A 13,738-nucleotide genomic window follows, 5' to 3' on the forward strand; every position below is an offset into this window, starting at 1 on the left:
TCACCCGTTTATGAACACCTGGCAAGCCTTGGCTTTATTGGCTCTAAAAACCCAACAAGGCCAAGGCAACGGTTCTTTAACGGATAGACCGGCCAGCACTATAGAACTTTCCAGATTATCAATTCAGGTTTGAGGCCCCTGCTCGCCCGCAACAAATAAACACTGATTAAAACACCTATACGAGCCGCAACTAATCGGCCAATCGAACACACTTAGACAGGTAGCCTAAATGAACGCCAGCAAAGAACTTCTCGACGCAAAGAAAGCCACACTCAGCGCCCACCCCATTTTTGCCGAAATCAACACACTTGCCGTTCTTCAACGCTTTATGCAGACCCATGTTTTTGCCGTGTGGGACTTCATGTCGCTGACCAAGCGCCTGCAACAGGAACTGACCTGCGTACGCCTGCCCTGGCTACCACCGCAAGACCCTCACGCCGCGCGACTGATCAACGAGATCGTGCTCGGCGAAGAGTCCGACGATCGCCCCGGGCAAGGCCATTACAGCCATTTCGAGCTGTACCTGGACGCCATGCGCGAGGTCGGCGCCGCCACCCGGGTGGTGGAACGTTTCGTCGCGCTGCAGCAGGAAGGTGTGAGTTTCGACACCGCCCTGCAAAGCGTCGACGCCGATCCGGCCGCCAGCGCCTTTGTCCGCCAGACCCTGCACACCGCCGTGCAGGCGCCAGCCCATTGCGTGGCGGCGGCCTTTCTCCACGGCCGGGAAAGCGTCATCCCGCGGATGTTCCAGCGCATCCTCGACGATTGGGGCATAGGTATCGAGCAGGCGCCGACCTTTCGCTATTACCTGCAACGCCATATCGAGGTTGATTCCGACGACCACGGCCCGGCCGCGGAACAGCTGCTGGAGCGGCTGGTGGCTGACGACCCGCAGCGCCAGCAGGAGGTGTATGCCGCGGCCATCGCCGCGGTGGACAGCCGCATCGCCCTGTGGGACGGGCTGCGCCTGAGCATGGCGGAATCGTCGATCGGGGTGAGCGCATGAACGCCCTCGACTACCAGTCCTTCGCCGACACCTGGGAAGAGCGCGCGACCATCCGTACCCGCCCGCGGCGCATGCTCGAGGACGACGACAAGCTGATCTACCCCCTGAGCCGCCAGCCCCTGGTGCACAGCCAGAGCTTTCTCGACCACTGCCCCCACCTGCGGGATTTCGTGCTGGTGCAAAGCCTCTACAAGTTCATCAACGACGTGGTGATCTTCGAGACCGAGCTGGTGGACAAGACCGCCCGCAATATCGCCAAGAACCGCTTCGCCATCGCCTTTCCCTTCGCCTGCCGCTACGACGCCATGACCGTGGTGGTGGACGAGGACTACCACGCGCTGGTGGCGATGGACTTCATGCAGCAGACCATCGCCATGAGCGGCATCGACCCCATCGAGCTGCCCCGGGAAATCGAACTCAGCCGGGCCATCCCCGCCGCCCTGCAGCGGGCGCCCGAGCACCTGCGCGACGCGGTGGAACTGATCTGTGTGGCCATCGCCGAGAACACCGTGACCAACGATGTCGCCGCCTTCGCCAAGGACGACACGGTCAAGCCGTCGATCAAGGGCCTGATGGCCGACCACCTGCAAGACGAAGGCCGGCATTCGGGTTTCTGGTCGCGCCTGGTGCGCATCTATTGGCACGGCGCCAGCGACGCCAACCGCACGGAGATCGCCCGGGTGCTGCCGGTGTTCATCGCCCAGTACCTGACCAACGACATCCAGAAGGGCTTCGACTTGCGACTGATCGAGCAACTGCCCGTCGCCGCCCCGATCAAGCAGGCGCTGCGCGAGGAGGCAGCCGCCCTGGCCTACCCGATCAACCGCCATCACCCCCTGATCGCCAACATCCTGCGCTTCTTCCGCAGCAGTTCGATGCTGGATTCGGCCTGCGTCCAGGACGCACTGGCCGACTACCTGCCCTAACGGAGGGACCCGAGCATGAGACGCCTCGACATTGTATTGACGGGCCGCAGTCAGGCCCTGAACGAACTGGCCACGGAGCTGGAGCGCCATGGCCATCTGCTGCGGCGGCTGGACTCGCCGCAAGCGATCGCCAACGCCAAGGGGCTGCGGCCCCATCTGCTGATCGACGATGGCAGCCTGGGTGATTCACCCATCCTCGCGGCGGACACCATGCGCCTGGAACTGCGTATCGCCCTGATCGCCCAAGCGGCTTGCGGGCTGCCACAGGTGCGCCTGTTCCACCGCCACGACTCCCGGCTGATCGAGCAGGCGACCTTGCCGGAGGAAGCCAGCGGCAATGGCCAGGCCGTGCGCAGCGGTGCTATCGCCAGGCTGGTGGCCAGCACTGCGCGGCTGGTCAGCGGCTTTTCCCGCGGCGCGGCGTTTTTCCGCCAGCTCGCCACCCTGGATGAACCAAGCGAACCGCTGCTGGGCCTGGAGCGCCTGGACTCGCTGGCCTTCGAACACCGGCACAACCAGCAGCCGGCACCGGCATTGCTGCAAGAGATGCAGGTACCGATCGCCCAGCGCATCGACCAGAGCCTGCTGGCCTTCGCCCAGCGTCCGGCCTTGAATATCCAGGGCATCGACTACAGCTACCAGACCCTGCACCGCCTGAGCCGCAACCTGCAGCGGCAGATGCTCCGACACCTGCCCGCCAGCTCCGACCAACCAACGGTGATCGGCCTGTGCCTGCCCAAGTCAGCAGCGCTCTATGCCGCCATTCTCGCCACTCTCGGCTGTGGCGCGGTGTACCTGCCGCTGGACCCGGAGCATCCGCCACAACGGCGACGCTACATTCTCGACAATGCCGGCGCCGCCCTGCTGCTGCACGACGGCCGCGAAGACCTGGGCGACCTCGACCTGGCGCAACTCGATGTACGCACCCTGCAGCCTGACGAGACCGAGGACAGCCTCCCACTGCTGCGCCAGGCACTGCCGCCAGAGGCGCCCTGCGTGGCGATCTACACCTCGGGCACCACCGGCCAGCCCAAGGGCGTGTTGCTCAGCCAGGGCAATCTCAGCCACTTCTGCGCCTGGTACATCGGCCATGTCGAACTGGCCCCAAACAGCCGGGTGCTGCAGTTCTCCACCATCAACTTCGACGCTTCGCTGCTGGATATCCTGCCCACCTTCCTCTGTGGCGCGCTGCTGGTGGTCCCCGACCAGGACCAACGGCGCGACCCGCAGCAACTGCTGGCCCTGCTGCAGAACCAGCGGGTCAGCCATGCCTTCCTGCCGCCAGCGCTGCTGAGCATCCTGCCCCTGGAACAGCCACTGGGCCTGCAGCATCTGGTGACCGGCGGCGACGTCTGCGAACCCTTCGTCATCCAGCACCTGGCCGGCCAGTGCGCACTGCACAACATCTACGGTCCGACGGAAACCACGGTGCTGGCCACCACCCGCCGCCTGCGGGTCGACGACAACCCGCGCAACCTCGGCCTGCCCATCGCCAACAGCCAGGTGCTGATCCTCGACGAACAGCTACAACCAGTGCCCGAGCGCACCCCCGGCGAGCTGTACCTGGCCGGGCCGGGCGTCGGCCTCGGCTACCTGAACAACCCGGCGCTGAGCGCCGAACGCTACCTGACCCTGGGCCTGCCGGACGGGCGCCGACTGCGGGTCTATCGCACCGGGGACATCGGCCAGTGGACCGACAGTGGCATCGAGATCTGCGGGCGGCGCGACAACCAGGTGAAGATCCGCGGGTTCCGGGTCGAGCCCGAGGAGATCGAACACTGCCTGCGCGACGGCCAGCTGTTCCGTCAGGTGGCGGTGGTGATCGACGATCAGCGGCGGATCCTCGCCTACCTGGCCCAGCCGAGCGCTGCCGGCGATGCGCTGCAAGCCCTGCGCGAACAAGTGCGCCAGCGCTTGCCGGACTACATGCAGCCCAGCGCCTACATCGAACTGCCGAGCATGCCCTACACCGCCAACGGCAAGGTCGATCGCCGCGCCCTGCTGGCCCTGCCGCGTACCCCGGGCAGCAACCGCCAGCGACGCCTGCCGCAGAACGCCAACGAACAGCACCTGCTGCAGCTGTGGGCCGAGCTGCTGGAGCTGCCGGCCGAGGACATCGGCACCGACGACAGCTTCTTCAACCTCGGCGGCCACTCGATCCTGCTGTCGCGCCTGCTGCTGGCGATTCGCGAACAGTTCGGCCGCAGCCTGTCGATCAACCGCTTTATCGAGGCCCCGACCCTGAGCAACCTGGCGACCCTGATCGGCGGCGCCGCCCACGACGGCCCGGACGCAGCCCTCGACCAGGTGTTTGCCGATGCCAACGCCGAACTCGACCTGCAAGTGCTGCCCATCAGCCAACTGGGCGACGTGCACAAGGTGCTGGTCACCGGCGCCAACAGTTTTCTCGGCGTGCACATAGTCGAGGCGCTGCTGGAATGGGGCGCCAGCGAGGTGGCGTGCCTGGTGCGGGAAACGCCCACGCAATCGGCCGCCGAACGTTTCGCCCAGGCCTTGCGCGACAACCGCCTGGAACATCTGGACCTGAGCCGGGTGCGGGTGCATGCCGCCGATATCAGCCAGCCACAACTTGGATTGGCGGCGCAGGTATACGAACGCATCGACCGCGAATACGGCGCGCTGGTGCACAACGCCGCCAACGTCAATCACGTGCTCGATTACCCGGCGCTGGCGCGCGACAACGTCGAGCCGCTGTTCGAGTGCCTGCGCCTGTGCGAAGGGCGCAGCAAGAAGGTCTTCAACTTCGTCTCGACCCTGTCCGCCTCCAGCAGCATCGATGCCCAGGGCCGGGTGCTGGAACAGCCGCCCGCGGCCACCCCGCCGATCTACATCCGCAACGGCTACAACCTGTCCAAGTGGGTCGGCGAGCGGATCCTGCAACGCGCCCGCGAGCAAGGGGTGTGGGTCAATCTCTATCGCCCGGGCAACATCAGTTTCAACAGCCAGACCGGGGTCTGCCAGCCCCACAGGAACCGCCTGATGCTGATGCTCAAGGGTTCTCTGCAACTGGGCCAGGTGCCGCAGCTGGCGATGAACTTCGACCTGATGCCGGTGGACTTCCTCGCCCGCTTCATCGCCTTCCACGCCAGCCGTTATCAACCGGCCCACGCGGTGTTCAACCTGCACAACCCGCAGCCTTTGAGCTGGGAGGCCTATGTCGCCTCGTTCCGCGAGGCCGGGCGCGAGTTCCGCATGGTCAGCGTTGTCGACTGGCAGCGCCAGCTGGGCCGGGTCGACCGCGACAACGCGCTGTTCGGCGTCCTCGGTTTCTACCTCAACGGCTTCGAAGAAGACATCGGCGATATCTCGCTGATCGGCCACGCCAACGCCGAGGCCGGGGTGCGGCGCATGGGCGCCGACTACCCGGCCAAGGACCCGGCGCTGCTGCGCAAGGGCTGCCAGTACCTGAAAGACATCCGCTTTATCTGAACCCACCCACGCTGGAGAACACCATGAAAAACCTGCAACCCGACACCCTGATCAAGAACCCGAACGCCTGCGAGGTCCTGTCCACCGTGGACATCGGTGCCGATGCCCAACGCGTCTGGAGCATCGTCGGCAACTTCGCCGGCTTCCCGGCCTTCATTCCCGCGCTGTCGCATATCGAGATGACGGGCGAAGGTGTGCGCTCGGTGCGCAAGAAGTTCTTCCACGACGGCAATATCGTCATCGAACAACTCAACTCACGGGACGACCAGGCGCTGTACATGACCTGGAGCCTGATCTACGACACCCTGGGCATCGGCAACCTGTGGGCGGCCATGAGCGTCGAGGCCTTGCCCGGCGAACGGGCACGCGCCACCTGGCGCATCGTCGCCGACCCGGCCGAAGGCGGTGCCGAGGTGGCGGCCTTCCAGGGGTTCCTGCAGGGGTTTGCCGATGAGGCGATGGGCAATGTGCGGAGGATGTTCGAGTAGGCCGTAGAAGGCCTGCGGTGAAACACACTGGGGCCGTTGCGGCCCCAGCGTTTTGCAGCGGGTCAGATCTTGAAGCTGTCCACCAGTTGCTTCAGGCGGTTGGCCTGCAGCGACAGGGCGTCGCAATCCTTCAGGGTTTCGTTGAGGTTGGCCACGCCCTGCTGGTTCAGCAGGTTGATCTGGCTGATGTCGACGTTGAGGGTTTCCACCACGGCAGTCTGCTCTTCGGTAGCCGCGGCCACCGACTGGTTCATGCCGTCGATCTCGGTGATGCGCTGGGTCACGCTGACCAGCCGCGCACCGGCCTGGTTGGCCACTTCGACGCTCTCTTCGCTGGACGCCTGGCTGGCGTTCATGGTCGATACCGCTTCGCGGGAGCCGATCTGCAGCGAGGTGATCATCTTGTGGATCTCCTCGGCCGATTCCTGGGTGCGATGGGCCAGGTTGCGAACTTCGTCGGCCACCACCGCGAAACCGCGACCGGCTTCACCGGCGCGCGCCGCTTCGATGGCCGCGTTGAGCGCCAGCAGGTTGGTCTGCTGGGAGATGCCCTTGATCACATCGAGGATGTGGCCGATGTTGTCGGTGCTGGCGTTCAGGGTTTCGATCTGGGTGCAGGACAGGCTGATCTTCTGCGACAGCTCGGTCATGGCCAGGATGGTTTGCTCCACCACTTGGCGGCCATCGTCGGCCTGCTCGCTGGCGCCGCTGGCGTGCTGCGACGCATCGGCGGCGTTACGGGCAATTTCCTGGGTGGCGGCGCCCAGCTGGTTGATCGCCGCGGCCACGCTGTTGGTGCGCGCGCTTTGTTCGTCGGAACCGATGATCGAAGCGTTGGACGACGCCATCACACGCTGGGACAGGTCGTGCACCTGGCGGGTGGCCGAGGACACTTCGGAAATCGACGCGTGAATACGTTCCACGAACTGGTTGAACGAGCCGCCCAGTACGCCGAACTCGTCCTTGCTCTCCACCACCAGGCGGCGGGTCAGGTCGCCCTCGCCCTGGGCGATGTCCTGCATCGCGCGGCCCATGGTGGTCAGCGGACGCATCAGCACCTGGATCAGCAGGCTCAGCAGCACGGCAATCGCGGCCACGGCGATGAACATCGCCAGCAGCGCCGAGGTGCGGAACTTGCTCAGCGGGGCGAAAGCCTTGTCACGGTCGATGGACAGGCCGATGTACCACTCGGCATTCGGCAGGCCGGTCACCGGGGTGAACGACAGGATGCGCTCCTGGCCTTTGAGCAGCACCTCCTGGGTGCCCTTCTGGATGTGTACGTTGTCGCCCGGGTAGATGTCCTTGAGGTTCTTCATCACCTGGTCCTTGTCCGGGCTGACAATCACCTGCCCGTCCGCGCTGACCAGGAAGGCATGGCCCAGGCCACCGAAGTCCACCGAGTTGATGATCTTCACCAGGGTTTCCAGGCTCAGGTCGCCCCCCACCACGCCCAGCAACTGGCCGTTCTTTTTCACCGGCATGGCGATGGTCACCACCAGACCGCCAACGGCCGCCATGTAGGGCGGGGTCAGCATGGTCTTGTCGGCCGCCACGGCCTGCTTGTACCAGGGACGCTGACGCGGGTCGTAGCCGTCGGGCATCTTCGCGTCAGGCCGCTGGGTGAACACACCGTTGGCCTGGCCCACGTAGGTGAACTGGAAGTTCGTGGTGAACGCCGGCTGGTCCACCAGCCCCGGGAAGTCGGCGTTGGCGCCCTGGTGAGCAACGTTCTGCGAGAGGTTCTCGAGCACCAGGATGCGTCCGCTCATCCAGTTCTGGACGCTGCTGGAAGTGAGGTCACCCGCCTGCTGGATCGACGATTCGAGGTTCTGGCGAATGGTGTTTCGCTGCAGATAGTCGTTGTACAAAGTGAACAACGCGAATGCCAGAACCACTACACCGGAGGCGGCCAAAAGGATTTTATGGCTGAACTTGAGATTCATGTCATGGGACTTCTTATGCCGAAAGTGGGGATGCGTACGGGATGCAACTTTCCATGTAACAGCGCAGGCGGCGTTCTGCGACCGCTCTACTTTGGTGCACGCATGGGTCTCACTGTCTGTCGGCACGAGTCGGATAAATCTTAGCGATTTGTCAGAAATGTACCTGTTATCTGCAAAAAACCTGCTGAACGGCAGGCTAGAGCGGCCGCGTCGGACTTTTCCGTAGCCGGTCGCCCTGCGGTTGTTGCAAAATCCCAAACCCTTGATGACAATGCGACTAATTATCATTTGTGACACCCGGGCAGTCGCATCCATGTCATCACCTGAGTTCGCGGTACAGGCGCTTTACAGCCATCACCATGGCTGGCTCAACACATGGTTGCGCAGCAGGCTGGGCAACGCCGCCGATGCGGCCGACCTGGCGCAGGACACCTTCGTGCGCCTGTTGCAGCGCACCGAACGCCTCGAACTCAAGGCCCCACGCGCTTTCCTGCGGACCATCGCCCGTGGCCTGGTGATCGACCACTGGCGCCGCGAGGAAATCGAACGCGCCTACCTGGAAACCATCGCCCATCTGCCAGAAGCCGAAGCCCCCAGCGAGGAAGCCCGCGCCCTGGTGCTGGAGCTGCTGGAAAGCATCGCGCGCATGCTCGAAGGGCTGAAGCCGAAAGTGCGCAAAGCATTCCTGCTGGCCCAGTGCGAAGGCCTGACCCACAAGCAGATCGCCGAACAGATGGGGCTGTCCCTGCGTTCGGTGGAGCGTTACGTGGCCGACGCGCTGTTCCACTGCTACCTGCTGCGCTATGAGGCATGAGCGCTGTGGATAACCCTTCGATCAATCTGCGCCGGCCCGTGGACCCCAGGCACCTGGTGGTCAAGCAGGCCATCGACTGGATGCTGCGCCTGCGCAACAACGCCGGTAATCCCCGGCTGTTGCAGCAGTGCGATACCTGGCGCGCGGCCCATCACGAACACGAGCTGGCCTGGCAACGGGTGCAATCGCTACAGCAGGAACTGCACAGCAACCTGCGGGCGGTGCCCGGTGCCCAGGTGGCCTTCGATACCCTGGAAAACAGCGCCCAGCGCCTCGGCCGACGCCAGGCCCTGAAGCTGCTCGGCGGCGTCATGCTGGTGGGCTGCGCCGCATGGCTGGGCAAGGAGCAACTGGCCTGGCAGCAATGGAGCGCCGACTTCGCCACCGCCACTGGCGAACGCCGCGGCTTCCAGTTGCCGGACGGCTCACGCCTGGAACTCAACACCGACAGCGCCGCCGACATGGACTTCAATGCCCAGCAGCGGCTGATCCGGCTCAGCCGTGGGGAAATCATGCTGACCTGCGGGCCGGATCAGCAGGCGAACCCCTCCAGGCCGCTACTGGTACGGACCCGCCATGGCCTGTTCGAAGGGTTCGACGCCAGTTTCGTGGTGCGCATGGAAGGCGGCTGCACGCGCCTGAGCGTCACCGCCGGCAGCGTCGCCATTCACTCGCCACATACCGCCGATGGCGCCTCGGCCCGGGTACAGGCCGGGCAAAGCTATCTGGTCAGTGCGTCCCAGGCGCTACCAGTGCCGCCGCTGGACATGGACGTGGGCGCCTGGGCCGATGGCCTGATCGTCACCCGCAATATGCGGCTGGCGGACTTCATCCGCGAGGTCGGGCGTTACCGCCACGGTTACCTGGGCTGTGCCGACGAGATCGGCGATCTGCGCCTGTCCGGCGTGTTCCGCCTGGAGGACACCGACAAACTGCTGGCGATCCTCCCGCAAACCCTGCCCGTGCGCCTGCGTTATCGCACCCGCTGGTGGGTCACCCTGGAGCGCCTGGCCTGAGGCGCTGTAATTCGTTGAAATTTTTTTGGCGGCTTTTTTCCGTGAGTCCGGCTTAGACAGTAAGCACTTCCATCTGCCTTCAGTGACTCAACGGAACCCTTCCATGATTGTGCACTTCCACCACTTCTCTTCTGCACGGCCCGCCCTCGGCCTGCGCCATGCCGTGCGCGTGGCCCTGCTCTCCTCTGCGCTGGGCGTCGTCGCCTTGCCTTGCCTGGCACAGGCGGCCGAGACGGGCGCGGCCAGCCTCAGCCACAGCTACAACATCCCTGGCGGCGCCCTGAGCGACGTACTCAACCGCTTCGCCCGCGAGGCCGGCATCACCTTGTCGATGACCCCGGCGCAGCTCCAGGGCCGTCAGTCCGCCGGCCTGAGAGGCGAATACTCGACCGACCAAGCCCTGGGCCAGTTGCTCAACGGCTCCGGCCTGGAAGCGGTGAGCCAGGACGGCAGCAGCTATGTACTGCGGGCATTGCCCGAGACCGGCGCCCTGTCGTTGCCAACCACCGATATCAAGGGTTTCGCCCTGGGCAATGCCTTGGGCAGCATGGAAGGCTACAACGCCACCCACAGCCAGATCGCCACCAAGACCAGTACCGCGCTGCTGGAAACCTCGCAAAGCGTGTCGGTGGTAACCCGCGAACAAATGGACGACCAGGGCTCGCAAACCGTCTCCCAGACCATGCGCTACACCCCCGGGGTGCTGACCAACCCCTACGGCGCGACCCACAGGTACGACTACGTGGCCATGCGCGGCTTCAACGATGGCTCGGTGGATAACATCTACCTCGACGGCCTCAAGTCCATGGGCGACAGCGGCACCTACAGCACCATGCAGGTCGACCCGTACTTCCTGGAGCGGGTGGACATCCTCAAGGGCCCCTCGTCGGTGCTTTATGGCCGCAGCTCCCCGGGCGGCCTGGTGGCGCTGACCAGCAAGAAACCGCTGTTCGAGCCCTACCATCAGATCCAGGCCACGGTCGGCACCCAGGGCCAGCGCGGCATGGGCTTCGACTTCAGCGGCCCGGTGGACGACGACAAGCGCATCGCCTATCGCCTGACCGGGCTGGCGGACCGCTCCGACACCCAGTTCGACCACAACAAGGAAAAACGCTACGCCCTGGCACCGACCCTAAGCATCGACTTCACCGATGACACCTCGCTGACCCTGCAGGCGTACCTGCAACACGATCCGGATGGCGGCTACCACAGCGGCATGCCGGCCGACGGTGCGCTGCACCAGCGCAACGGCCAGCGGATTTCCGAGAACTTCTTCGAAGGCGAACCGGGCATCGATCGCTACAAGCGCGATCAGCAGTCGTTCGGTTATCAGTTCGAACATCGCTTCAACGATGTATTCACCGCGCGGCAGAACTTCCGCTACCTCGACTCCAAGGTGAAGCTGGACCAGATCTACGGCTACGGCTGGACCACCCCGACCAGCAACGAGCTGAACCGCTACTACACCGGTGGCGACGAGAAGCTGCATGCGTTCATCGTCGACAACATGCTGCAGGCCGAATTTCTCACCGGCGCGACCAAGCACACGGTACTGATGGGCGCCGATTACCAGCGCCGCAAGACGGTGGTGGACTGGACCAGCGGCTCGGTGGCGCCGATCAATGCGTTCGATCCGGTCTATGGCAACTCGGCCATCACTTATTACGACCCGCTCAGCTATCTGCGCCGCCTCGAGCAGACCGGCGTCTACCTGCAAGACCTGATCGAGATGGACCAGTGGCGCTTCTCCCTGGGCCTGCGCCAGGACTGGGTGGAGACCTCGGACGAAAACCGCCTGGCCGAAGCCTCGCGCCCGGTGGGCACCGAGATCAATGACAAGCGCACCAAGCTGACGGGCCGCGCCGGGGCGCTGTACCTGTTCGATAACGGGTTGGCGCCTTACATCAGCTACTCCGAGTCCTTCAACCCCAACTCCTACGCGGACAGCGCCGGCAACCCGCTGGCGCCTACCGATGGCACCCAATGGGAACTGGGCCTGAAGTACCAGCCACCGGGCACGGATGACCTGTACACCGCCTCCCTGTTCCGCATCGACCAGGAGAACCTGGCCACCAAGCTGCCCCAGGAAAACTTCTATCGCGCGGTCGGCGCCGTACGCTCCCAGGGCCTTGAACTGGAAGCGCACCTGCAGCTGAACGACAACCTCAAGCTGCTCGGCAGCTACACCTTCACCGACATCGAGTACTCGAAGTCGATAATCAGCACCTTGAGCACCGCCACCGACATCATCGAGAACAAGGGTAACTCGCCGACCCAGGCGCCGCGGCACATGGCTTCGCTCTGGGCCGACTACAAGTTCGACAGCGGTTCGCTCGACGGCCTGCGCCTGGGTGGCGGTGTGCGGTACGTGGGCTACAGCTGGGCGGATGCGGAGAACACCATGAAGGTGCCGTCCTACACCCTGTTCGATGCCTCCATCGGCTATGACCTGGGCAAGGTCGGCCTGAAGGGTGTGGATGTCCGGCTCAATGCCAACAACCTGACCAACGAATCCTACATCGCCTCCTGTGCCAGCCTGAGCTTCTGCTACATGGGCGAGGAGCGTAACGTCGCGGCCACGGTCAGCTACCAGTTCTAATCATTTGTCGTTCCCCCGAAGCCAGCGCACGCGCTGGCTTTGTCGTCTCTACGGGAAAATTCCATGCGCGCAATTCTGGTTCTACTGCATCGTTATATCGGCCTGGCCACCGCGGTGTTTCTGTTGCTGGCGGGGCTGACCGGCAGCCTGCTGGCCTTCAATCACGAGCTGGACGAGTGGCTCAACCCGGGGTTCTACGAGGCCCCTGCCGAGGGTCAGGCACTGCCGCCTGGAACCCTGGTCGACCAGGTGCAGACGCAGCATCCGCGCCTGCAGGTCTGGTACATGGAGTACCCCAACGAGCCAGGGCATACCGCGCTGCTCGCCGCGGTACCCCGTAACGACCCGGCTACGGGCAAGCCATTCGACGATCCCAACCAGGTGTTTTACCTGGATCCGGTCAGTGGCGAGCAGACCGGCAAGCGGTTCTGGGGTGCCTGCTGTTTTCAGCGGGAGAATCTCATCCCCTTCATTCTCGAATTCCACTACAACCTGACGCTGCCGGGTAACTGGGGGCTGGTATTGATGGGGCTGGTGGCGATCTTCTGGGTCATCGATTGCTTCATTGCCTTGTTCCTCACCCTGCCCCGTGGCCGGCCGTTCTGGAAAAAGTGGTCGACTGCCTGGAAGATCAAGGGCGGGCACGCCTATCGTCTCAATATGGATCTGCATCGGGCAGGAGGGTTATGGCTGTGGTTACTGCTGCTGCCGATTGCCATCAGCAGCGTGGCGATGAACCTGCCGAGCCAGGTGTTCAAGCCGGTGGTATCCCTGCTCTCGCCGATCGAACCGAGCGTCTATGAGGCCCGTGGGCGCATGCCCAGCGATCAGTTGGGGGTTACCCGACTCACCTATCAACAGGCTTATGAACGGGCCCAGGAAGAAGGCAAACGGCTGGGCCTGACGGCGGCGATCGGCGAGCTGTATTACAGCTTCGAATACAACTTCTATGGCGCCGGTTTCGGTCAGCACGATACCGAGGCCCATGGTAAGTCGTGGCTGTTCTTTCATGGCACGGATGGCCGCCTGCTGGGGCAGGAGATCGCTGGACAAGGCACCTTGGGCGAACGGTTCTATCGGCTGCAACTGCCGATCCATGGTGGCCGGATCATCGGCTTTACCGGGCAGGTGCTTATTGCGGTGTTGGGGTTGGTGATTGCGATGTTGTCCGTCACCGGGATCTATATCTGGTGGCGTAAATGGCTGGCCCGCAGAAGCAGCAAGATGCGTCAGCGGTGAGGTGAGGTGAGGGACAGAGCGGAGGTGCTTCGCTCTGTTCTGATGTTCTGGAGCGGAGGCTGGGTGCTTGAGGGGGGTAAGTCCCCTGCTGAGTGGCCTGGTTCGGGTGTAAGCGCAGAGGCTTTCAGGCGTACAAAAACAAAACCCCTGTCTGCGTCAGCAGACAGGGGTTTCGGAATTCAATCTTGACGATGACCTACTCTCACATGGGGAAACCCCACACTACCATCGGCGATGCATCGTTTCACTGCTGAGTT

Annotated in this window: 9 protein-coding genes and 1 pseudogene; 8 read left to right on the forward strand and 2 right to left on the reverse strand. The window is 63.9% G+C overall.

Translation table 11 applies throughout. The features are described from left to right. Positions 1-229: 229 nt before the first annotated feature. The 4 genes from J4D52_RS22185 to J4D52_RS22200 are packed head-to-tail and all read left to right on the forward strand — an operon-like array spanning position 230 to position 5,870. Positions 230-1,006 (forward strand): DUF3050 domain-containing protein, encoded by a 777-nt coding sequence (locus tag J4D52_RS22185; RefSeq protein ID WP_025808580.1) that lies wholly within the window; start codon positions 230-232, stop codon positions 1,004-1,006. Then, the gene (locus J4D52_RS22190; RefSeq protein WP_102677664.1) at positions 1,003-1,932 is read left to right on the forward strand and encodes a diiron oxygenase; all 930 of its coding nucleotides are present in this window, start codon (positions 1,003-1,005) and stop codon (positions 1,930-1,932) included. Before J4D52_RS22185 ends, J4D52_RS22190 begins: the two co-directional genes overlap by 4 nt. Before the next feature lie 15 nt (positions 1,933-1,947). Continuing rightward, complete coding sequence (locus tag J4D52_RS22195) at positions 1,948-5,382, forward strand: non-ribosomal peptide synthetase (protein WP_102677665.1); 3,435 nt, start codon at positions 1,948-1,950, stop codon at positions 5,380-5,382. Between the two features lie 23 nt (positions 5,383-5,405). Beyond that, on the forward strand, positions 5,406-5,870 hold the full coding sequence (locus J4D52_RS22200) for an SRPBCC family protein (RefSeq protein WP_063427697.1): 465 nt from the start codon (positions 5,406-5,408) through the stop codon (positions 5,868-5,870). 62 nt (positions 5,871-5,932) lie between these two features. Here J4D52_RS22200 and J4D52_RS30785 read toward each other — a convergent pair whose 3' ends face one another. Together J4D52_RS30785 and J4D52_RS30790 are read right to left on the reverse strand one after the other, a co-directional pair. Further along, positions 5,933-6,718 (reverse strand): methyl-accepting chemotaxis protein, encoded by a 786-nt coding sequence (locus tag J4D52_RS30785; protein ID WP_370686837.1) that lies wholly within the window; start codon positions 6,716-6,718, stop codon positions 5,933-5,935. Positions 6,719-6,787: 69 nt separating this feature from the next. Further along, a pseudogene (locus tag J4D52_RS30790) lies at positions 6,788-8,128 on the reverse strand (cache domain-containing protein); the annotation flags it as partial. Between J4D52_RS30790 and J4D52_RS22210 the strand changes: the two are divergent. The 4 genes from J4D52_RS22210 (at position 8,127) to J4D52_RS22225 (ending at position 13,481) form a co-directional block, all read left to right on the forward strand. Further along, positions 8,127-8,627, forward strand: coding sequence for a sigma-70 family RNA polymerase sigma factor (locus J4D52_RS22210; RefSeq protein WP_016705108.1), 501 nt, complete (start codon positions 8,127-8,129; stop codon positions 8,625-8,627). The pseudogene J4D52_RS30790 and the gene J4D52_RS22210 sit on opposite strands and share 2 nt — an antisense overlap. Further along, positions 8,624-9,643, forward strand: a complete 1,020-nt coding sequence (locus J4D52_RS22215) for a FecR domain-containing protein (RefSeq protein WP_164485742.1) — start codon at positions 8,624-8,626, stop codon at positions 9,641-9,643. The genes J4D52_RS22210 and J4D52_RS22215 overlap by 4 nt, the downstream gene beginning before the upstream one ends. 103 nt (positions 9,644-9,746) lie before the next feature. Continuing rightward, a complete protein-coding gene (locus J4D52_RS22220; protein WP_102677666.1) occupies positions 9,747-12,242 on the forward strand; it encodes a TonB-dependent siderophore receptor in 2,496 nt (831 codons plus the stop codon). A gap of 63 nt (positions 12,243-12,305) precedes the next feature. Further along, a complete protein-coding gene (locus J4D52_RS22225) occupies positions 12,306-13,481 on the forward strand; it encodes a PepSY domain-containing protein (RefSeq protein WP_102677667.1) in 1,176 nt (391 codons plus the stop codon). Positions 13,482-13,738 lie beyond the last annotated feature (257 nt).

This window comes from Pseudomonas sp. GW460-12-10-14-TSB1 (assembly GCF_017349775.1).
GTDB lineage: Bacteria > Pseudomonadota > Gammaproteobacteria > Pseudomonadales > Pseudomonadaceae > Aquipseudomonas > Aquipseudomonas piscium.